We start from the raw sequence: 22,024 nt of genomic DNA, 5'->3' as shown, positions 1-22,024 counted from the left end.
ATGGAAGAGACCTTACAGCACCGATTCGAAAGTTTGGGCATCATTGTTATTATACCGACTTATAATAATGACAAAACTCTACGTCGTGTGTTGGAGGGCGTTTTACACTATACAAAACAGGTACTCGTTGTAAATGATGGATCTACCGATAGGACCATCGATATATTAAGAGACTATCCGCAGATTGAACGGATAGATTTTGACCGGAATAAAGGAAAGGGGTGTGCTTTAAGAGCAGGATTGTCTAAAGCGAGGGCACTTGGTTATCAGTATGCCATTTCTATTGATTCGGATGGACAGCATTATCCCAGTGATCTAGCAATTTTTGTTAACGAGATTGAAAAGTCAAAGAATCCAGTCCTGTTGATTGGATCACGGAATATGACACAGGATTCGGTACCGAAAAAATCATCTTTTGGAAACAAGTTTTCTAATTTTTGGTTTTGGTTTGAGACGGGCATTAAGTTGGATGATACGCAGTCGGGATATCGAGCGTATCCACTACAGGCTATTCCGAAGAAATACTATAGCCGTAAGTTTGAGTTTGAAATTGAGATTATTGTGCGATCTGCGTGGAACGGTGTTGAGGTAAAGAATGTCCCGGTGCAGGTATTGTACGATCCGGTGGAGCGGGTTTCTCACTTTCGACCTTTTAAGGATTTTACGCGTATTAGTATCTTGAATACAGTGCTTGTCTTTCTCACATTTTTCTACATTATTCCCAAGAATTTTCTTCATTCATTTAAAAAAAAAAGTCTAAATAAGTTTCTTAAAGAGAATATTTTTGGTTCAGAAGACTCTCCTGAGAAGATGGCGGTTTCAATCGGTTTTGGCGTGTTTATGGGAATAGCTCCAGTTTGGGGATTTCAGACGGCATTAGTGATTACGTTATCTGTATTCTTTAGACTTAACAAAGTTTTGGCTTTTGCTTTTTCAAATATAAGTTTACCTCCATTTATTCCTTTGATTATATACGCCTCGCTGGTCGTTGGCGGGGTAATACTTCATTCCTCAAACTCCAAGGAATTGTTCGAGTTGGAGACCATCAACTTTGGGACAATACAGCAACACTTGATACAGTATCTTGTAGGTTCTTTGATCCTGTCCACCGTAATGGGACTGCTCGTTGGGTTTGGAAGTTATATTTTGATTCGAATGAGACAGGATAAATCGGTGTCAGCAGAATGATGCATTTGATTTTTTACCATATCTATTGTTGGGTACAGCGGAATAAAACGATAGCCGGTGTGATAGCCTTTTTGTTTTTATTGTTTTTCGGATTTCTGGCGTCTAAGTTGCGCTTTGAAGAAGATATTACACAAATCGTTCCTAAAAGTGAGAAATCAGACTTAACAACCAAAGCGATTCGACAGATTAATTTCTCGGATAAGATTACGGTGCTGTTGGAGCGGACGCCATCTACACCTGTCGAAGATCTTGCAATGGCAGCTCAACATCTAGCTGATACTTTAGCACAGGATAGTGTGTACATCAAGGAGATCAATGGACGCCTAGACGATACTGCTGTTGGTCAGACCTATGATTTTGTTTACGAACATATCCCTTTCTTTCTGGATAATGCGGATTATGATAGTCTGGCAGTACGTATATCGATGAAGGGGATGTCTGAAAGAATGTCTTCAAATTACCAGACTCTGTCGTCGCCGTCGGGTTTTGTCTTAGGTGATTTTATTCAGAAAGATCCCTTGGGATTGGCCGTGATGGGACTTGAAAAATTACAACGTATCGGCATAGGAGATAGCTTTTTGCTGTATGATGGCTTCATAATGAGCAAAGACAGCACCCAGATACTTCTGTTTTTAAGTCCTATGTATGAAGGAGCTGAGACGGAAAGGAATAAAGCCTTTGCTGAGGAACTTTATAGCTTACAAAGAGCTTGGAATTCGAATTACGAAGGACGGGTTACCGTTTCTTATTTTGGATCGGCGTTGGTGGCTGTGGCGAATGCGGATCAGATAAAAGAGGATATCTTAAAAACAATATTGATATCGATGTCCGTATTGATGGTGCTTTTAGTTTTGTTTTACAGGATGCTATATATACCTGTATTGGTCTTCATTCCAACTATCTTTGCGGCTGTATTCGCATTGGGCTGTCTTTATTTATATAAGCCGGTTATTTCGGCGATATCACTCAGTATCGGGGCAGTTTTAATCGGTATTACAATCGATTTTACCTTGCATATCTTGACCCACTTCAAGAAAAATCCCGATGTGAAAGTATTGTTTAAGGAATTGACTAAGCCATTGCTGATGTCTGGGACGACTAATGCTGTAGCATTTCTATGTCTTCTTTTTGTGCACTCTACGGCATTGATTGATTTGGGAGTTTTTGCTTCGATTACTTTGGTTGCTTCTGCGGTATTTACGTTGCTTATTATCCCGCACCTTTACAAGCCAAAAGAAGAATTGAAGCATAATAGCCTGCTGGATAAAATAGCCGGATTCCCTTTTGAACGGAGTAAAGTCTTGCTTTTTTCTTGTGTCATACTTATTGGTGTTAGTTTGTTTACGAGTAGCAAAGTACAGTTTAATAATGATTTGGCAGGATTAAATTATATGCCGACTGATCTAGCGGAGACCGAAACTCGTCTAGACAAGTTGACGAACACTTCCGCAAAATCATTATATGTGGTGGCAACTGGGAATACCTTGGATATGGCCTTGCAGCGTAATGAAGAAATTGCGGCTTACCTTAATCTGGCGAAAGAAAAGGATCTTATACTGGACTTTTCGAATGTCAGTGAATTGTTAAATCCTATTCAGGTACAACAAGCAAAAATAGCGGCGTGGAACTCGTTCTGGCATTATCATAACAAAGAACTAGTCATAGAGAATCTTCGCACAATAGGCGAGCAATATGGATTTACTGCAGATGCTTATGAACAGTTTTTTGGACTTTTACGGGAGCCATTTTTTCCGATGCAACTTTCGGATTTTGGACAATTGCCTAGTACAGGGATACGGGATTTTGTCGTTGGTAAGAACGGCTTTTTTACTGTATCATCATTGGTTAAGCTAGATGAGAAATATAGAAATCAGCTCATCAAAAAGCTGGAAGAGATACCTGGAGTAGTGGTGGTAGACCGGAAACAACTAAACGAGACTTTTTTAGGGAAATTGAGAGATGATTTTAATGCTCTGGTTGGGTATTCTTCACTAGCAATACTTCTAATCCTTTGGTTGTTTTTTAGACGAGTGGAGTTGGTGTTGCTTGCTTCTATCCCGATCGGTCTTACTGGATTGGTGACAGCAGGGTTGATGGGTTTATTCGGGCTGGAGTTTAATATTTTTTCTGCAATTGTATGTACTTTGGTATTTGGGCATGGTGTGGACTTCAGCATCTTTATGACTGCGGCGTTGCAAAAGCAATACAGTACGGGCGAGGATGAGCTACGGGTGTTTCGTACATCTATTTTATTGGCAGTGCTTACCACTGTTTTGGCGATTGGAGCATTGATCTTTGCTAAACATCCGGCATTAATTTCGATATCTTCGGTATCATTAATCGGTGTTTTTGCAGCGGTCGTTATTACTTTTGTTTTTTACCCTATAATCTTCCGTTTCTTTATAACGGATCGAGCAAGACGTGGAAAATCTCCGTTTACTCTATTTATTTTACTATGGTCTTTACTATTCTTTCTCTATTATGGGCTGGGCTGTATCGTACTTTCGTTTTTCGCGAGGCTCATACTCCCTATAATACCTGTCCATCAGGTACGTAAAGATAAATTTTTGCGTTATACTGTCTCTAAATTTATGAAATCGGTATTGTACGGTTATCCTTTGGTGACCAACAAGACAACTAATCTTTATGGTGAAGGTTTTGAGAGACCCGCTGTGGTGATTGGTAATCACAGCTCTTTTTTAGATACGCTTACGATGGGCATGCTTGTGCCTAAAATGATCTTTTTAGTGAACGATTGGGTTTGGAAATCTCCGATTTTCGGAAAGGCTGTTCGGGTACTTGGCTTTTATCCGACAAGTAATGGAGTCGAGGAAAGCTTGGACTTTTTGAGAGAGAAAGTGGCACAGGGGTATTCTATTGTCGTGTTTCCGGAAGGAACCCGTTCATACGACAATCAGATAAAGCGATTTCATAAAGGTGCATTTTATTTGGCAGAACAATTACAACTGGATATTCTGCCTGTTTATATTCATGGTAATGGAGATGTGTTGCCTAAAGGAGATGTGTTGATCTTTCCTGGACAGCTTCGTCCGATAGTGGGTGAGCGTATCCCAATAGCTGATGAAACTTATGGAAAAACTTATTCGGAAAGGACGAAGTCGATTTCGGCCTCTTTTAAAGCGAGTTTTGAAGACCAACGGCTTGCTCTTGAAAATGCAGATTATTTTGTAGCCAAGATTAAGTTGGCGTATCTCTATAAAGAGGATGAAATTGTTGGCTCTGTAAAAGATTCCTTAAAACAGTGGAAGCAATTGTTCTGGGAGCTTAATATGCAACTACCGCAGGGAGGGGATTGGTTGCATTGGAGTTCATCTTTCGGAGAACTTGACTATTTGCTTTCTTTGCAACAGGGGAAGCGTAAGGTCCTCGGATTGATTGGTGAAGAGGAATGTAGACGGGTTGCTGAAAGCATCTATTGGTCGTCTTCCCGTTCTGTGCGATTCACAGCTGTACATCAGGACAGTGATCTGCTGTTAATTTCAAGATTGCTGTTTGCTGAAGATTATTCTTGGAATGGTTGGAGCGCTTATCCTTGTATTGTCAATATCAATAGTGGGAATAATCTAGATTTTCTCTTGCAGTTCGGATTTGTTTTGGCGTCTGTAAAAAATGGTATTCATATTTATAGGAAGATGTATGCAGGAGTGTGAATATGATGTTGTAATAGTAGGTAGCGGTCTAGGGGGATTGACAGCTGCCGTACTTTTAGCAAAAGAGGGTAAGAAGGTCTGTGTGCTAGAGAAGAATAATCAGTTTGGAGGTAATCTGCAAACATTCTCCCGACAGAAGAAGGTCTTTGATACTGGTGTGCATTATATCGGTGGATTGGCAAAAGGGCAGAACCTGTACCGATATTTTTCCTATTTGGGCATCATGGATAAACTTAATCTGGCACCAATGCCAGAGGTGTTTGATTGGGTTCGTTTTGGAGATCAATCTGTAGCCTATCCTTTGGCGCAAGGATATACTAATTTTGTCAATCACTTAATCCCGTTTTTTCCAGAGGAACGTATCGCTTTGGAGCGTTATGTTTCAGATTTACAGCTTTTTTGTGAATGTTTTCCATTGTATAATTTAGAAAAAGGAACAAAGCAGAAAAATCCCCTTTCCGAAATTAGTGTATACACTTATTTTGAACAGTTGACCTCGAATAACACGTTGAGGGCTGTGTTAGCAGGGGCAAATTTTTTATATGCTGGAGATACAGATAAGACTCCGTTTTATGTTCACGCACTGACAATCAATTCATATATCCAAAGTTCGTATCGCTGCATAAATGGCGGTAGCCAGATTAGTAAGCAGTTGGTACGGCAACTTCGAGATTTGGGAGGAGTAGCATTACGGCATCAAGAGGTCGTACATTACTATTATAAGAATGGACGTATCGATATGGTGGAGACAAAGGAAGGAAAGCAATATCAGGCCAATGTGTTTATTTCAAATGTGGAACCTCAAACCACACTGAAACAAGTCGGTCGGGAATTTTTCCGCCCGGTTTATTTTGACAGAATTCAAAACCTTCCACTTACAGTATCTTCCTTTAGTGTACATTTTGTGCTAAAGGAAGGTGTCATCCCATACCTTCCCTCAAATATGTATTATCATACGGATAAAGAGCTATTGTGGAATCTCGCAGCCTATGATGAGGATCAATGGCCGACTATGTATATGCTGTCTATGACAGAAGGAAAAGACACGCCAGGATTTGCAGATACGTTGACTTGTTTAAGCGTTATGCGTTTTGAAGAAGTAAAAAGATGGGAGCTATCTAAGAATACAGTTGTTCAGAAATCCGATAGGGGTGGAGATTATGCTAAATTTAAGGCGAAGAAAGTCAGTAAGATATTGGATAAGCTGGCTCTGGATTGGCCAGAGCTGCCTTGTGCGGTATTGGATACCTATGCCTCTACACCATTATCTTATCGGGATTATATCGGTACAAGCGATGGCAATTTATACGGCCCGCAGAAAGACATTAATCATGAGATGCAGAGCCAAGTGTCACCTAAAACCAAAATTCCTAACCTATATTTTGTGGGACAAAGTGTAGGAATGCACGGTGTATTGGGAGTTACCATTGGTGCTGTTGCTACTTGTATGGAAATATTAGGAGGAAGTTATTTGTTGAATAAGATTAAAAAAGCAACAGATGGATAGGGTGATCCTTCAACTTGTATTTATCGCTGTAATTTGTGGCTCCTGTGTGTCAAATAAGGTGTCCAAGCGCTACGCGCATCGGTTCCATGAACAGTCGGATACGGTAAGACTTTTGAAAGAAGGCGATTCTGTTCGGATACTAAGTAATCAGGACTATTTGGTGAAGAATAAATCTGGTAATTGGGAACTTTATGTATCTGGAGGGGCGTATGATCTGGGCAATAGAATGGGATTATTGACAGAAGATCTATTTAGGTATCAACAGAGTGTCTTTATGGGTAAATTGGAAGATATGGTCCCTTCTAGATTTAAACAGCGTTTGGTCTCTAAGTTTATACATTGGTATGGACGTCGATTGGATGACTATATACCTACGGTTTATCTGGATGAAATATATGGTCTGTCTTCGCATCTAAATGATGCTTATCCTTATGCGGGGGATAATTTTAGTTTGACGTTGTTTATGCACGCAGCACATGATTTAGGGCATGCCTTGCGTGATCTGGCTATTGTTGGGTGTTCATCGGTGGCCTCGTGGGGTGATAAGACAGAAGATGGGAAACTTTTAATTGGTCGAAATTTTGACTTTTATGTGGATGATGCGTTTGCGGAGAATAAAGTGGTAAACTTTGTGCGTCCGGAGGGAGGAATCCCGTTTATGTCAGTTTCATGGCCAGGAATGATAGGTGTTGTTTCTGGAATGAATAAGGAAGGACTTACGGTGACTATGAATGCGGGGAAATCTTCTGTTCCGCTCTCGGCGAAGAAGCCTATTTCTATTGTAGCGCGAGAGATTTTGGAAAGGGCAAGTACTATTGAAGAAGCTACAGCTATTGCTAAAGAGGCAAAGTCTTTTGTGTCGGAATCTTTGATGATTGGCAGTGCAAAGGATAAAAAGGCTGTATTGCTGGAGATATCGCCTAAGAGATTTGGTATTTTTGAAGTCGAAAATGGAGATCAGCTTGTCTGTACCAATCATTTTCAATCGGATAGTTATGTTAATGATGACCGCAACCTTGCACATATTCAAAATAGTCATTCAAAATATAGGTATGATCGACTTTTGGAATTGCTGAATCGGGAAGATAGGCTAAACCCTACAAAAATGGCAATGATATTACGAAACCGCTCCGGTATCTTGGACGAGAGTATTGGTTATGGTAACGATAAGTCACTTAATCACCTGTTGGCTCATCATGCGGTGATATTTAAGCCTGAGGATAAATTAGTCTGGGTGTCCAATGCTCCTTATCAGCTGGGGGTATTCACGGCATATAATCTAGATGAAATCTTTGCGGAAAAGTCTGCTATAGGACGATCGCGCCAAATAGATTCGTTGACCATAGGCGAAGATGCTTTTTTGCGATCGTCGGCTTATAGGGATTATGAGAATTATAAGTGTGAATCCGACAGTATTATGTTGGCGATACGTTCAGGTGTAGAAATTCCAGAAGAAAGGATAAAAAAATTTAAATCGCTTAATCCGAATCTTTGGTTAGTTTATTATCTTGCTGGTAAATACTGGTACAAAAGCGGAGATTATGATAAAGCCGTAGTTGAGTTGTCGACGGCGTTAGCGCTGGAAATTCCTACGGTGCAAGCAGAAAAAGAAATACGAAAATTATGGGAGAAGTCGAACAGAAAGCAAAGGAAATAGCATATTCTTCGATAGAAACAATTGAAGTTTTCCAAGAAAGTTTGTTGCAGGAGCAGTTGAGTTATCTGGCGCGTAGATCTCCTTTTTATCAGCGCCTTTTTGTTAAACACGGAATTGATCTTTCCCAGATTAAGGGATTATCAGATTTGCAGAAATTACCTACAACCTGTAAGGATGATTTACAACTGTATAACGACGATTTTCTATGTGTACCACAAGAGGAGGTTATAGATTATTGTACCACTTCAGGTACATTGGGGACACCTGTTACTTTTGGACTTACGGATAGAGATTTAGATCGGTTGGCTGCAAATGAGATGCAATCGTTTGAGACTGTAGGTGTAAAATCCGGAGATAGGGTACAATTGATGACGACTATCGATCGCCGATTTATGGCTGGACTTGCATATTTTCTTGGGTTGAGAAAGTTGGGGGCAGGCGTAATCAGAGTAGGATCTGGAATACCTCAAATGCAATGGGACTCTATACTGAAATATAAGCCAACTTACCTAATAGCTGTTCCTTCTTTTTTGTTGAAATTGATAGAGTTTGCCGAGCAACATGATATTGATTATAATTCTTGTAGTGTGAAGGCAGTGATTTGTATTGGTGAAGCATTACGTGACAAGGACTTAAATAATACCATTCTTACGGATCGTATTATTAGTAAGTGGAATATTAAGTTGCATTCGACTTATGCATCGACGGAAATGGGGGCTGCATTTACAGAGTGTGGTCATTTTGCGGGGGGGCATGTGCAACCTGATCTGATTATTACTGAGATTGTGGACGATCAAGGAGAAGCGGTTGCGGATGGGGAAAGTGGAGAGTTGGTAGTTACTACTTTGGGAGTGGAGGGATTGCCTTTATTGCGTTTCAAAACGGGGGATATCGTAAGAAAACACGTTGAACCCTGCGCCTGTGGGCGAAAGACCTATAGAATTGGCCCAGTCGAGGGAAGAAAACAGCATATGGTTAAGTATAAGGGTACAACTTTATACCCTCCTGCGATGCATGATTTGTTGGCTGGTTTTCCGGAGGTACTGTTACATCAGATTGAATTGTTCCATAATGAAATAGGTACAGATGAAATTATTATTCGTTTAGTATCTGCGAATGATTCGGAAGAGTTTATCAATGAGATTAAGGATCATTTTCGGGCAAAACTCCGCGTAGCTCCAAAGATTGAATTGTGTGGCCTTGAGGATCTGCAGCAATCTGTTTTCAACCCGTTAAGTCGTAAACCTATTACTTTTATTGATAATAGGTCTTAAGGAATAAGCGATATCCTATAGGTTTGCCGCCTATTACCTCAATAACTCTTTTAGATCATCTTGCGATAGAGATTTTACGAAGCTTTCTTCGGTTGTAACGAGCGATGTCGCTATGGATTTTTTACGGTTCTGCATAGCCACTATTTTTTCTTCGACAGTATCCTTGCTAATAAATTTATAGATAAATACGTTGCGGGTCTGTCCGATGCGGTGGCTCCTATCGATTGCTTGTTGTTCGACTGCGGGGTTCCACCAAGGATCGAGGATAAAAACATAATCAGCTTCCGTAAGATTGAGACCTACTCCTCCTGCTTTTATGGATATAAGGAATATCTTTATACTGCTATCATTCTTAAATTCCTGGACGGCTTGAGCACGGTTTTTTGTTGTACCATCCAAATAGGCAAAAGGAATGTTTTGATTTTGGAAATGTGTCTTAAAGAGTTCCAGGTGCTTAACAAATTGAGAAAAAATCAACACTTTGTTTCCTTCTGAAGATAGGGCTTCCAACATTTCCAGAACGGCATCAAATTTGCCAGAACCATGCGTATAATCATCTTCTACCATCTTTGGGTGGTTGGCCAATTGTCTTAGCTTTGTTAAGCCTTGAAGTAGTGCAATCTGTGAACCTTTTCGCTGTTGCTGTACAGTGCTGTCCAGTATGGCGTTTCGATATTCGGATTTTGTAGTTTCGTAGCGCTCTGATTGCCCTTCCGACATCTCACAATAGATGATTTGTTCCATTTTTGGAGGTAGTTCTGTAGCCACCTGATTCTTGGTCCGTCTTAAGATAAAGGGTTTTATGATAGCCTGTAGCCTTTTCGCTGCTGCTTCATCTTTTTTCTTTTCGATAGGTGTTACAAATTCTTTTTGAAAAAAGGCATAGTTTCCTAGTAAGCCTGGATTTGTAAAGTGCATTTGAGACCAAATGTCGGATACCGAATTCTCTATGGGGGTACCGCTTAGTGCTAACTTATGTCTACTTTTCAGCAACTTGATCGCTTTGAAAGATTTGGAGGTTGGATTCTTTATATTTTGACTTTCATCTAGAATAATGTAGTTGAAAAAGCACTTGCTGAGTATTGCTTCATCGCTACGTACGATTCCGTAGGTGGTGATGACTAAATCGAAATGTGTAAAAGCGAAAGGATCTTTAAATCTGTTTGTCCCTGTATGTAGGAGTATTCTTAATCTAGGAGCAAAATTCTCAGCTTCTTTCTGCCAATTGTACACCAAGGAGGTTGGTAAGATCAACAGTGTGGTTTTTGCGTGATCCGTATCTTTGAGCTCCTCTTTTTGTTTTTGCAACAGCGCTAGTGTTTGTACCGTCTTTCCTAATCCCATGTCATCGGCTAGGACTCCACCAAATTTATACTGCTGTAAAAAGTGGAACCAGTTATAACCTGCCTGCTGGTAGGGACGTAGTTGTCCATTGAAACCTTCTGGTTGTGAAGTGTGCTGTATTTCTTCGAAGTTGCTTAAATTTTGCAACTTGCGATTCATACTTAACGCAGTATGCTCTGAGATTTCATGGAGTATGCCTATGTGGGTTTTGTTAAGTTGTAGACTGTCTTTTTTTACCGCAAATTGAAAGAGGTGCTCATATTGTGCAAACCACTCTTCTGGAATGATTGCGATCTCACCATTTGGGAGTACGAATTCCTGTATGCGATTGAGAATATGGTCTCGTAATTGTACGAATGGGACTTTGTAAGGACCAAAATTTGCAAAGGCACGTACGTCAAACCAATCATTATCCTCTACTACTTCTATATCTAACGATGTTTTTCCGATAAATATCTGCTTATTTCCAGTCTCCTGTTTTATTTGAAAGCCTGCCTTTAGAAGTTCCTCTTGGTGCGTGTTGAGCCAGTCGAAAATACTGAACATACTTTCTGTATTGGGTATATAGCTTCCAAATAACGCGTCTTGTCGCTTTAATCCTAAGCTTTCTAGATATTGGTGTTGCTTTTCTTCCCAAATAGATGATCTTCGGATACGGGTGAAGGTGTACCAATCTTTTTCATTATCGTAATGTAAACGTACGGATACTTTATGTTCGCCTCCAGAAGAGAAGTTGTAGGTGCCGTAATTGAAAGATAATTGTACATGAGACTGGCCTTCTAAAATGTAATTTAATGTTAATACGGGAACAGCGTCTTCTTTAATCGTTTTGATATCAAAGCCTTCTGCATACACATGGTTTTTTTCAATAAGAGTGGAGACAAACGTTTCAAAGTATTTCTTTTCCGTAGCTCGTGTTACTGTTATGAAACGTTTATTTAAAAAGGGACTTAGTTTCCTCCCTTCCAGTTGCTGATCAAAATGATAAAGTATATTGTCTAGAAGTAACCATGCCTGTGTATTAATAATAACTTCCGCATTTTTATACATGAACTCCATACGGTGTCCATCATACTTTAGTGTAGGAAAATAACGTGTTTCTTCTTCGTTCCGTCTAAAATGGAAGAGAATCGACGCCGCGTGCTCGGCTATCTGTATTTTTTGGTGGGCAGGATAACCGTCTTTCTTACTCATCATGAATAAGGGTTTCTGGCCGATTAGCTCTAGGGCTTTGAGGAGTTTTAGTTCTAGTTTGGGGCGTATGTAATCGTATATCTTTTGATCAAATGCATTTAGGAAGTAGTCTGCAGGACGAATAGCCTTTTTATGGTACTTTTTGATGACATGTGTCTGTTCAACCTCGTCCAACAGTTTGATTATTTTGTAGTCCTGTTCATCTAAAAAAGGAGCATACTCTTCTACCGTATTGGAAAATACTCTCTTAGAGGATAAGGATAGGCTACCATTAGTATTGAGTTGTACAATATGCGGTTCCAGTAGGTAGCCCAAATAGGGATGTTCACCTAGTGAATAAACTAATTGGTAACGAATGGATCTGTCTACTTGCTGCATTTCGATTAATACTTCCTTAAGAAGGCATCTAAGATAACCTGAATAACGATAAAGTAAAAATAAAAAGCTAAAAAGTATTGACTATTAACGTTGTGGGATGAAGCCCTCGTAAACAAAAGTCGCTGGGCCTTTAAGCATTACGTCAGTGAAATTTTCTCCCTCTTTGTGAAAAGAGATATAGAGCTGTCCCCCCAAAACACGTATTGGTATTTTAAGGTTCCCTTCTAAACCTTCTTTAAAAGCTACTGCCATAGCTGCAGCTGTCGCTCCTGTACCGCAGGCGTAGGTTTCGTCTTCTACTCCACGTTCGAATGTACGGAGAAAATAACCGTCGCCTTCTTTTTCAATGAAATTGACATTTATTCCTTCGTGCCGGTAGGTGTCGTTGTTACGTATCATATGCCCCTTTTGATAGACGTCGAGCTCGACTAGGTTGTCTACTGTCAAGACATAATGTGGTGAGCCGGTATATAAAACAAAGGCTTCACCATCTTTTTCAATCTGATGAACATCTATCATTCCTAGGTCAACCTGATTGTTATCTATAGCAGCGTGGTGTTCTCCGTCAACTGCCAAAAAGACAGTTTTGTGTTTTATAATGCCAAGATCGCGCGCGAAAGCAACGATACAACGGCCTCCATTGCCACACATGCTCCCTTCACGACCATCTGCATTAAAATAAACCATTTGGAAATCAAAATTTTTACTATCTTGAAGGAGCATTAAGCCATCCGCGCCAATCCCGAATCTTCGATCACATAGATGTTTTATCAATGTTTCATTGACGCTATCAAAAAGACCGTTTCTATTATCAATAAGTATGAAATCATTACCGGCTCCTTGATACTTATAAAATTTTATTTTTTGGTCCATAATATTTGAAAATATGCGTCAAATTTAATATTCTTGTTACAATTGTTCTTCAACATGTTAAAACATGTTAAAAACCTGAAAAATTACCGATTATTAACAAAATTTAACTGACAAAAGTTGGGCTAGGCAATGTGATGGTACTACATTTGACTAACACAATTTGTATTTATTGAGGAACAAAGTTAGAAAATTTAAACAGCAAAGTAATATGAAAAAAATAGGAGTTAGTTTATTAGCAGCTGTCCTAGGAGGGGCAATTGCTGTCGGAGGGTACAAATTTTTTGAGAACAAGCAGTTGGATAATATGACTTTTGAAGAAAAACAAAAAGTTTATTACGCCAGCAACCCTACAGGTACAGCTATTTCATCTACTGGTAATCCAGATTTTACACAAGCAGCAGCAGCGGTTTCACCTGGAGTAGTGCATATTAAAGTTACTGTTACAACACGCGGGAGCCAACGTGGAGGAGGATCGGGGTCGCCATTTGACATGTTTGAAGAATTTTTTGGTATGCCGCAGCAACGTCGTGGGCAGGTACAACCTAGACAGGCTCAGGCATCTGGATCTGGCGTAATCATATCACCTGATGGTTATATTGTAACGAACAATCACGTTGTTGAGGATGCTGATAAAATTGAAGTACAGCTTACGGACAACCGGTCTTTTGAGGCTAAAGTTATAGGTCGCGACCCTAATTTTGATTTAGCGTTGATAAAGGTCAATGCGACGAATCTTCCTATGGTCAAGCTGGGTAATTCGGATGATGTTCAAGTAGGGGAATGGGTGTTGGCTGTTGGGTATCCTTTAGGATTGCAATCGACAGTGACAGCAGGTATTGTAAGTGCCAAGGGGCGTCGTATTGGAATCTTGGATGAACCCTCGCAGCAGCGTGGATTTGGACAGGGAGGACAACCCGAGCAAATGGTGAGCACTGCTATTGAATCTTTTATCCAAACGGATGCAGTAATCAATAAAGGAAATAGTGGCGGTGCGTTGGTCAATGCGCGTGGAGAGTTAATTGGTATTAATTCAGCTATCGCATCACCAACCGGTACCTATGCAGGATATGGTTTTGCTATCCCAATTAGTCTTGCTAAGAAGGTTTTAGATGATTTTAAAGAGTTTGGTAGTGTGAAACGTGGATTCGTTGGTGTAAGCTTTACTGAACTTAATGATAACGTAAGAAAGGAGTTTGGAATCACAGATATTAACGGTCTGTACGTGTCCGATGTGGTGAGAGGTGGTGGAGCCGAAGGAGCAGGCATTAAAAAAGGAGATATTATTACCAAAGTTGACGGAAAAATTATCTATAGTTCTCCTGATTTACAGGAACGTGTGGCAAGATTACGCCCTGGAGATAAGGTGAAGCTTACGTACAAGCGAAATGGAAAAGAGCAGGATGTTATGGTGACGCTTAAAGGGGAAGAAGCGAATAAGGCGGCGGCAAATGACGAAGGTTCAGACGCTAGCGCTACGCAAATCTTCAATAAATTGGGAGCGAGTTTTATTCCAGCCACAGATGCACGTAAGAAGGAATTAGGTATTAGTTCAGGTGTTGTCGTGACTCAGGTGCACCGTGGTGGCGTATTTGAATATTTTGGAGTTGAACGAGGATTAGTGATCACTGAAGTAAACGGAAAAACAGTAAACAATGTTGATGATGTTGAATCAGCACTTGCATCGACGAAACGTAATATTGTGCGTATAAAAGGAGTTCCTCAGCGCGGAAGTACAGTTGAATTGAATGTGCCTATTGAGTATTAAACTGTAGACTAGTTAATATATAACGTAGGAATATGGCTTTCGCAAGAGAGCCATATTTTTTTGCTTTTATATGCAATAATCTGGATTTTTGGAATATGAAAATTTTAATGGTTTGTTTAGGAAATATTTGTCGATCGCCATTGGCACATGGTGTGTTACAGGATCTGGCTGTGAGAAATGGATTGGACTGGAAGATTGATTCTGCCGGTACAGGGGATTGGCATGTCGGACAGGCTCCGGATAGACGGTCTGTAGCTGTCGCGAAAAAGTATGGTGTGGATATTTCGATGCAGCGAGCGCAGCATTTTACAGCAGATATGTTGGACGAGTATCATTTGATTTTCGTGATGGACAGGCAGAATTATGAAGATGTAATTCGTTTGGCACAAAATAGTATACAGAAGGATAGGGTTCGGTTATTTTTGGAGGATAACATTGTGCCAGATCCTTATTATGACGATACACTGTTTGATGCGGTGTATAAATTGGTAGCAAAGAGATGCGAGGAACTTGTGTTAGCATTATCTTAAAGAATCTCATGACAATTCTTACCTGTGAATTCGTTACTTTTGACTTTTAAATTAACATGAAAGCAGCAGAAGTAAATAAAAAGTGGAATACCTTGAGAGAGGCTCTTGCTCAAAGTTTTGATATGGAATTACCCGATATAAAGGTGGTTCTTTTTTTGATCGGCGTCCAGGAATTGGGACAGGGACCCAAGAGATTTTCAAAAAGGGAAAAAGAAGAGTTGATGCATATCGCTACGTGTAGACTCTTCAGTGCTATGGGTTTCTATGAGTTGGAAGGCTTGGATGAGCAAGGCTGGCCACATTGGAAGTTAGTGAAAGCCATCCCTAACTACACCTTGTTGGAGCAAGAGTTGATTATGAAGTCATTGATTATAGATTACTTTCAGGAACTGGAAGTGATATAACTTATTTATTATGAAGAGATTTTTACTTTCTATTTTTATAGGGATATGCTTTGTCGCCGTGAAGGCGCAAAAACCCCAATACTATTATGTAGATTTTAAGACGGATAAGGGAAATATCTTAATCCAGCTCTACAATGAAACTCCTAGACACCGGGACAATTTTAAAAAGCTTGTGAATGATGGGTATTATGACTCCTTACTTTTTCATCGGGTCATTAAAAATTTTATGATTCAAGGTGGGGACCCAGACTCAAAGAAGGCAGCAGACAAAGTCTTACTGGGTAATGGGGGGCCTGAATATAAAATCCCGGCTGAGATACAGTCGAATCTTATTCATAAAAAAGGTGCTTTAGGAGCTGCGAGAGATAGTAATCCAGCAAAGCAATCCTCTGCTTCGCAATTTTATATCGTGCAGGGGCGACGTTTTACAAATGAGGGGTTAGATTCATTAGAGCGATTTAAATTGAATGGCGGTAAGCTTTCTGCTACGCAAAGAGAAGCATATACGAGTATAGGAGGGACGCCGCATTTGGATGGAAATTATACTGTATTTGGGCAGGTTATAAAAGGGCTTGAGTCGGTAGACAATATCGCGGCGGTTAAAACAGATGATCACGACCGTCCTATAGTAAATGAACGTATGTTTGTGCGTCTATTAACTAGAAGGGAAGCTATTAATCAAGATCGTGAATTGCAGGGTCTTAAGCCAAAAACAGGTTTTTTTACCACACTTTTTGATGCGTTTAAGTCAAAAAAATACAATCTGTAGAAGGATAGCATTGTTCGTCTACCTAATAATTTGTTAAGAATGAAAATTATAACATATAATGTAAATGGGCTAAGGGCGGCCTTGAAAAAAGATTGGATCGGGTGGCTTAAGACGGTTAATCCAGATGTGGTCTGTCTACAGGAAATTAAAGCTACACCGGATCAGGTACCTGAAATAGAGTATCTCGAACAGATGGGATATGAGCATTATTGGTATCCTGCTCAAAAGAAGGGATATAGTGGTACGGCTATATTAACTAAGGTATCTCCTAATCATGTAGAGTATGGTTGCGGTCATGAAGATTATGATTTTGAAGGCCGGATAATCCGGGCTGACTTTGATAATGTGTCCGTGATGAGTACTTATTTCCCTTCAGGTACAACGGGGGATATAAGACAGACTTTTAAGTACCGTTTTTTAGACGATTTTCAGGATTATGCAAACAAGTTGACCCAAGAAAAGGGCAATCTTGTGGTTTGTGGCGATTTTAATATTTGCCACCGCGCCATTGATATCCATAATCCAAAATCGAATGCCAATACCTCTGGTTTTTTACCGGAGGAGAGAGAGTGGATGGAGAACTTCATCAATTCTGGTTTTATCGATACTTTTCGACACTTGAATGCAGATCCGAACAATTATACGTGGTGGAGTTATAGAGCTGGCTCTAGAGGTAAGAACCTCGGTTGGCGGATTGATTACAATATGGCTTCTGTCGCTCTGAAAGATAGAATTAGGGGCGCAAGTATTTTAAGTGATGCCATTCATTCAGATCACTGCCCAGTGTTGTTGGACTTGATCGATTAAGGCTAAACCAATGTATAGGAGGCGGCACATTTTTGTGTTTCCTCCACTTTGCATTGAATAAGGCGGCAGTTGTATTCAGCGAGTTGTTGAGGGCCTATTTCTTCTACTAAATATTTGGCTATGTTTTCCGCTGTTGGATTGAAGGGGACCAGAATGAGACTTTCTTCCGAAATATCCAGTAGTGCTGTTACTAGTGGATCTTCATTCCAGATAAGAAATTTATGATCAAAATTATCCTCGAGCCACATACATAGCTTCTCTTTTATTACAGAAAAATCTACGACTCGACCTACCGTATCTAATTCCTCGGCTTGAACGATGAAATGGATACGATAGTTGTGGCCATGCAAGTACCTGCATTTGCCTTCATGGCCTACAACCCGGTGTCCGCATGAAATGTCGTGGTATCTTTCTGCTGTAATCATAGTTACAAACTTAGATAAAAAGCGGGGTATTCTCGAACATTCAAAAGTAAAATCTAAATAAAGAAAAGATAGGATGTCCTAATCGACTATCAGTTTTGATTGTACTTGCTTACCGTCCTGATTTGTCCCGAAAAAAAGAATGCAATCGACTTTTGTATTCAAGCCTGAGGTTCCTTCTTTTTGAAAAATAAATAGCCTGTGGACTTTCATCTTTATGCCATTTAACGTGGTCTCCAAAATGTATTTTTGATCATCTGTACTACGTAATTAAAGGCGCTGATAGGGTAAGATACCAAAGTGAGATCCTAAGAATTGTCGCTTTTGGCATCCCAGTCCACACCATAAGCAAATTTTCGTTGTATAGTGGTTAGGGATTTTATTTCGCTTTTATTGTCAAATAGGTGTCTGCTGATTTGCACAGGTTCATTTCGATCTAATTTGCCGTTTTGATTGATTTTTGTCTGATAGATATAGGTGTTCTTTCCTATGTTATGCTGTATATAAAATAATAGGTTTTAGCTTGTGGTTTTGGATATTCTTCTTGTGCAAATGAAGGAAAGACGCCATAACCTATGAGTATAAGCAATAGCATACATTGATACATATATTGCCTTAATTTTGTTTCCTGCCAAATATTTTTGCAAGTATCCATAATACTAACGCAACTACAACTACAACAATAATAATACCTGACCATACCCCTGCTTTAAAAATGCCCCCAATGACTTCGCAGCTTGTCAACAACATTGTTGTTAAAAGCATGAATGGTAATATAGTAAATCTCTTCATATCTAATTACTTTATGACGCATAAGTTTACGGATCGATTTTATTTTATCGTCGTATACCGAACCAATTTCTATATGAATGAACAAGTGATGAGAAAAAAAGTTTGGTAACGTCTGAAAAAAAGGAGAAAGCCTAAAGTAAGGTACTTTAGGCTTTCAAGATATTTAAATATTACTAAATTTCAGAATTATTCTGCTCTTAAGATTTTTGCAGCTTCAACCATAGCTTCTAAGGCAGCCTTAGTCTCTGGCCAAGCGCGAGTTTTAAGCCCACAGTCTGGATTTACCCAAAGTTGAGAAGCTGGGACTACATCCTTAGCTTTGCGCAATAGGTCCACCATTTCGTCTGTACTAGGTACACGAGGAGAGTGGATGTCATATACTCCAGGGCCTATATCGTTAGGGTACTTGAAGTCACCTGCGAAAGCATTTAATAGTTTCATCTGTGAACGGGAAGTTTCAATTGTAATAACATCAGCATCCATTGCGGCTATGTCTTTAATTACATTGTTAAATTCTGAATAACACATGTGCGTATGAATCTGTGTATCATCTTCAACATTAGAAGAGGAGACGCGGAACGATCGAACAGCCCAGTTTAGGTAGTTTTGTTGATCAGCTTTACGTAAAGGAAGTCCTTCACGGATTGCTGGTTCATCGATCTGAATAATTTTTATTCCTGCTTTTTCCAATGCCTGTACTTCATCTAAGATCGCGAGAGCAATCTGATAGGTCGTCGTTTCACGAGGTTGGTCATTACGAACGAAAGACCATTGAAGGATCGTTACAGGTCCTGTCAACATACCCTTTACTGGACGGTCTGTCAATGATTGTGCATAAGAGGACCAACGTACTGTCATATCAGCTGGACGATATACGTCTCCGTAAATTACAGGTGGCTTAACACAACGAGAACCATAAGATTGAACCCATCCGTATTGTGTAAATGCATATCCCGCTAACTGTTCTCCGAAATATTCAACCATATCATTACGCTCGAATTCTCCGTGTACTAATACATCAATGTCTAATTGCTCTTGAAGACGGATGGTGCTTTCTGTTTCTTCGGCAATAGCTTTGTCATATTCTGCTTGTGTTATAAGACCTTTTTTCAAATCAGCTCGCCATTTACGAACATCTTTGGTCTGAGGGAATGATCCAATAGTGGTAGTAGCAAACGCTGGTAGGTTGAATTTCGCTTGTTGAGCTATCTTACGTGCTGCAAAAGAAGATGTGCGACGAGCGTCATCATCCGTAATGTTATTAACACGTTCTTTTACTTCAGGTTTATGAATTAATGGAGATGTACGACGGCTTTCGGCCGCAGCTTTATTTGCTTCATAACGCTGTGCTGTAGTGGCGTCAATTTCGCCGTTCGCTAATATTGCTAGGTCTTTAACTTCTGCCAATTTTTGTTTAGCAAATGCAAGCCAGTTTTTAACTGCTGCCGGAAGTGTTTCTTCGTTTTTCTCGCTGTCCAAGTCAAATGGTACATGTAGTAATGACGAAGAAGTGCCTATCCATACTCTGTCTGAACCAAGCGTATTTACTGCTTGATGGATTTTGGTCAAAGATTTTTCGTAGTCGTTTTTCCAGATGTTACGTCCCTCGACAATTCCTAATGACAACGTCAAAGAGGAAGGAACTTTAGGTAGCACTGTGTCTAATTGGTTTTCTCCACGTACTAAGTCTAAATGTAATGCATGTACCGGAAGACTTAAGGCTAAATCTTCATTGTCTTTTAACGCTTCAAAGTAGGTTGTTGCGATTAATTTAGCACTTCCTGCTGCAGCATTTAATCTTGCGAATACTGAAGTGTATAATGCTTTTGTTTTTGCGTCGATGTCCAAAGCCAGGTAAGGCTCGTCAATTTGGATATACTTAGCTCCAGCTTCGGCTAATTTTGATAAAATTTGCTCGTAAACAGGAAGTAGGTTCTCAATTAAATCAATACGTTCGAATCCAGCCTCTTTCTCTTTACCGATCAATAGATAGGTGATAGGGCCAATAATAACAGGCTTAGTCTCTATTCCAGCAGCTTTCGCTTCGTTGTATTCGTTTAAGAATTTTTCTGAATTCAGCTTAAATGTTTGGTTTTTGGTGAACTCAGGTACCATATAGTGGTAGTTTGTATCAAACCATTTTGTCATTTCAGAAGCGGTTACATCGATTCCATCCTGTTGGAATCCACGAGCCATAGCAAAGTAAAGATCTAAACTATAGTTATTATCGATTTTGCTTAGCAAAGAAGTGTAACGGGCCGGTATTGCACCCACTGTTAAAGAAAGGTCTAGTACTTGATCGTAAAAAGAAAAATCATTGGATGGAATGAGGTCGATGCCAGCATCTTTTTGTGTTTTCCAGTTCGCTTCACGGATTTCCTTAGCTGTTTGTAATAGTTCTTCCGCGGAAATTTTCTTAGCCCAATATGCTTCGTTAGCTTTTTTTAATTCGCGGAAAGGTCCCACTCTTGGGTAACCTAAGTTGTTGGTAATTAACATACTATTTTCCTTTTAAATTGTTTTAATAAAAAAATAATGCTGTAAAGAGAGAGTTCTTGGATCAGAAACTTCGGCTTATCTTTTCCGCCAGCTGGCGGATAGAATTTAGCACCTTGTCAAGAGACAGGTTGCTAAGGCTTCATCGGGTCTAGTCCCTCTGCCTTTCTCTATAAGCGATGCTAAGGTATGGAGAAGAATTGAAATTACAAAGAAAAAAAAGGAGAACTTACAAATCTCCTTTTTTCTTTCTGTATTTGGTATTAGCTTACGAGTAGTTTATAACCTTTACCATGTACGTTGACTATCTCGACATTTGGGTCTTCTTTTAGGTATTTTCTCAATTTACTTAAGAAAACATCCATACTACGTCCTGTAAAGTAGTTATCATCATGCCATATTTTAATAAGAGCTTCTTCTCTTGTCAAAACGTCATTTTTCTTTAGACACAAGAGACGTAGTAATTCAGCCTCTTTGGTAGAAAGTTTTTGTTGTTGTCCCTTATAGGATATAACTTGGCTGGTATAGTCAAAGAAATACCCACCAATTTCGAATTTATCAGCTAAATCCTCATCTTTGTCTTTGGAGACGCGTTTTAGTAGCGCATTTATACGTAATAGTAACTCTTCGACGCGAAAAGGTTTAGTGATGTAATCATCTCCGCCTAGTTCGAAGGCTTGCGTTTTGTCCTCCATCATTCCTTTTGCAGTAGCAAAAATGATAGGAACTGTCTGATTTATTTTTCGGATTTCTTTTCCTAGTGTGAAGCCATCTTTTTTGGGCATCATCACATCAAATATACATAAATCAAAATTATCTTTTTTAAACTGTTCTAATGCCTGCTCTCCGTCTTGAGAAAGGACTACTTCATATTTGCCTTTAAGTTCAAGATAGTCTTTTAAGAGTTCGCCTAAATTAGGATCGTCCTCTGCTAATAATATTTTTTGCATAGT

17 protein-coding genes, 1 pseudogene and 1 riboswitch are annotated in these 22,024 nt (G+C 39.6%); of the genes and pseudogenes, 10 read left to right on the top strand and 8 right to left on the bottom strand.

What is annotated here, in order from left to right; genetic code table 11:
* The 5 genes from G7B20_RS06600 to G7B20_RS06580 are packed head-to-tail and all read left to right on the top strand — an operon-like array spanning position 1 to position 9,297.
* Positions 1-1,188, top strand: coding sequence for a DUF2062 domain-containing protein (locus G7B20_RS06600; RefSeq protein ID WP_164109483.1), 1,188 nt, complete (start codon positions 1-3; stop codon positions 1,186-1,188).
* Positions 1,185-4,859 (top strand): 1-acyl-sn-glycerol-3-phosphate acyltransferase, encoded by a 3,675-nt coding sequence (locus G7B20_RS06595; RefSeq protein WP_164109481.1) that lies wholly within the window; start codon positions 1,185-1,187, stop codon positions 4,857-4,859. The genes G7B20_RS06600 and G7B20_RS06595 overlap by 4 nt, the downstream gene beginning before the upstream one ends.
* Positions 4,846-6,366: a phytoene desaturase family protein gene (locus tag G7B20_RS06590; RefSeq protein ID WP_164109479.1), complete on the top strand. Its 1,521-nt coding sequence runs from the start codon at positions 4,846-4,848 to the stop codon at positions 6,364-6,366. The genes G7B20_RS06595 and G7B20_RS06590 overlap by 14 nt, the downstream gene beginning before the upstream one ends.
* Positions 6,359-8,023, top strand: a complete 1,665-nt coding sequence (locus G7B20_RS06585; protein WP_164109476.1) for a C45 family autoproteolytic acyltransferase/hydolase — start codon at positions 6,359-6,361, stop codon at positions 8,021-8,023. Before G7B20_RS06590 ends, G7B20_RS06585 begins: the two co-directional genes overlap by 8 nt.
* The gene (locus G7B20_RS06580) at positions 7,990-9,297 is read left to right on the top strand and encodes a phenylacetate--CoA ligase family protein (RefSeq protein WP_164109474.1); all 1,308 of its coding nucleotides are present in this window, start codon (positions 7,990-7,992) and stop codon (positions 9,295-9,297) included. Before G7B20_RS06585 ends, G7B20_RS06580 begins: the two co-directional genes overlap by 34 nt.
* A gap of 33 nt (positions 9,298-9,330) precedes the next feature.
* Here G7B20_RS06580 and G7B20_RS06575 read toward each other — a convergent pair whose 3' ends face one another.
* Together G7B20_RS06575 and dapF are read right to left on the bottom strand one after the other, a co-directional pair.
* On the bottom strand, positions 9,331-12,213 hold the full coding sequence (locus G7B20_RS06575) for a DEAD/DEAH box helicase (protein ID WP_164109472.1): 2,883 nt from the start codon (positions 12,211-12,213) through the stop codon (positions 9,331-9,333).
* Positions 12,214-12,297: 84 nt separating this feature from the next.
* Positions 12,298-13,086: a diaminopimelate epimerase gene (gene dapF, locus G7B20_RS06570; protein ID WP_164109469.1), complete on the bottom strand. Its 789-nt coding sequence runs from the start codon at positions 13,084-13,086 to the stop codon at positions 12,298-12,300.
* 208 nt (positions 13,087-13,294) lie between these two features.
* On the opposite strand from dapF, the gene G7B20_RS06565 reads away from it, so the two are divergent.
* The 5 genes from G7B20_RS06565 to G7B20_RS06545 all read left to right on the top strand — a co-directional run bounded on the left by G7B20_RS06565 (position 13,295) and on the right by G7B20_RS06545 (position 17,361).
* On the top strand, positions 13,295-14,851 hold the full coding sequence (locus G7B20_RS06565) for a Do family serine endopeptidase (RefSeq protein WP_164109467.1): 1,557 nt from the start codon (positions 13,295-13,297) through the stop codon (positions 14,849-14,851).
* A gap of 95 nt (positions 14,852-14,946) precedes the next feature.
* Positions 14,947-15,381 (top strand): low molecular weight protein-tyrosine-phosphatase, encoded by a 435-nt coding sequence (locus G7B20_RS06560; RefSeq protein ID WP_164109465.1) that lies wholly within the window; start codon positions 14,947-14,949, stop codon positions 15,379-15,381.
* A gap of 56 nt (positions 15,382-15,437) precedes the next feature.
* Positions 15,438-15,785: a hypothetical protein gene (locus G7B20_RS06555; protein ID WP_164109463.1), complete on the top strand. Its 348-nt coding sequence runs from the start codon at positions 15,438-15,440 to the stop codon at positions 15,783-15,785.
* Positions 15,786-15,795: 10 nt separating this feature from the next.
* The gene (locus tag G7B20_RS06550; protein ID WP_240465988.1) at positions 15,796-16,554 is read left to right on the top strand and encodes a peptidylprolyl isomerase; all 759 of its coding nucleotides are present in this window, start codon (positions 15,796-15,798) and stop codon (positions 16,552-16,554) included.
* Positions 16,555-16,593: 39 nt separating this feature from the next.
* Complete coding sequence (locus G7B20_RS06545) at positions 16,594-17,361, top strand: exodeoxyribonuclease III (protein WP_164109461.1); 768 nt, start codon at positions 16,594-16,596, stop codon at positions 17,359-17,361.
* 2 nt (positions 17,362-17,363) lie between these two features.
* Here the strand turns inward: G7B20_RS06545 and G7B20_RS06540 are convergent, their stop codons facing one another.
* From G7B20_RS06540 to G7B20_RS06520, 6 genes and pseudogenes are all read right to left on the bottom strand, one after another.
* The gene (locus G7B20_RS06540; RefSeq protein ID WP_164109460.1) at positions 17,364-17,786 is read right to left on the bottom strand and encodes a 6-pyruvoyl trahydropterin synthase family protein; all 423 of its coding nucleotides are present in this window, start codon (positions 17,784-17,786) and stop codon (positions 17,364-17,366) included.
* Between the two features lie 78 nt (positions 17,787-17,864).
* Positions 17,865-18,038: pseudogene (locus G7B20_RS19740) on the bottom strand (hypothetical protein); the annotation flags it as partial.
* Positions 18,039-18,091: 53 nt separating this feature from the next.
* Complete coding sequence (locus tag G7B20_RS19735) at positions 18,092-18,286, bottom strand: DUF4833 domain-containing protein (RefSeq protein WP_164110130.1); 195 nt, start codon at positions 18,284-18,286, stop codon at positions 18,092-18,094.
* 112 nt (positions 18,287-18,398) lie between these two features.
* Positions 18,399-18,575, bottom strand: a complete 177-nt coding sequence (locus G7B20_RS06530) for a hypothetical protein (RefSeq protein ID WP_164109458.1) — start codon at positions 18,573-18,575, stop codon at positions 18,399-18,401.
* Between the two features lie 186 nt (positions 18,576-18,761).
* Positions 18,762-21,074 carry a 5-methyltetrahydropteroyltriglutamate--homocysteine S-methyltransferase gene (gene metE, locus G7B20_RS06525; RefSeq protein WP_164109456.1) on the bottom strand — a complete coding sequence of 771 codons (2,313 nt, stop codon included), beginning with the start codon at positions 21,072-21,074 and terminating at the stop codon, positions 18,762-18,764.
* 72 nt (positions 21,075-21,146) lie between these two features.
* Positions 21,147-21,250, bottom strand: a riboswitch (SAM riboswitch).
* A gap of 84 nt (positions 21,251-21,334) precedes the next feature.
* A complete protein-coding gene (locus tag G7B20_RS06520; protein WP_164109453.1) occupies positions 21,335-22,021 on the bottom strand; it encodes a response regulator transcription factor in 687 nt (228 codons plus the stop codon).
* Positions 22,022-22,024: the final 3 nt, after the last annotated feature.

Origin of the sequence: Sphingobacterium sp. xlx-96, assembly GCF_011007365.1 — a bacterium.
GTDB classification, from domain to species: Bacteria; Bacteroidota; Bacteroidia; order Sphingobacteriales; family Sphingobacteriaceae; genus Sphingobacterium; species Sphingobacterium luzhongxinii.
Note: the sequence above shows the minus strand (reverse complement) of the source record. Positions and strands in the feature narration are given on the sequence as shown.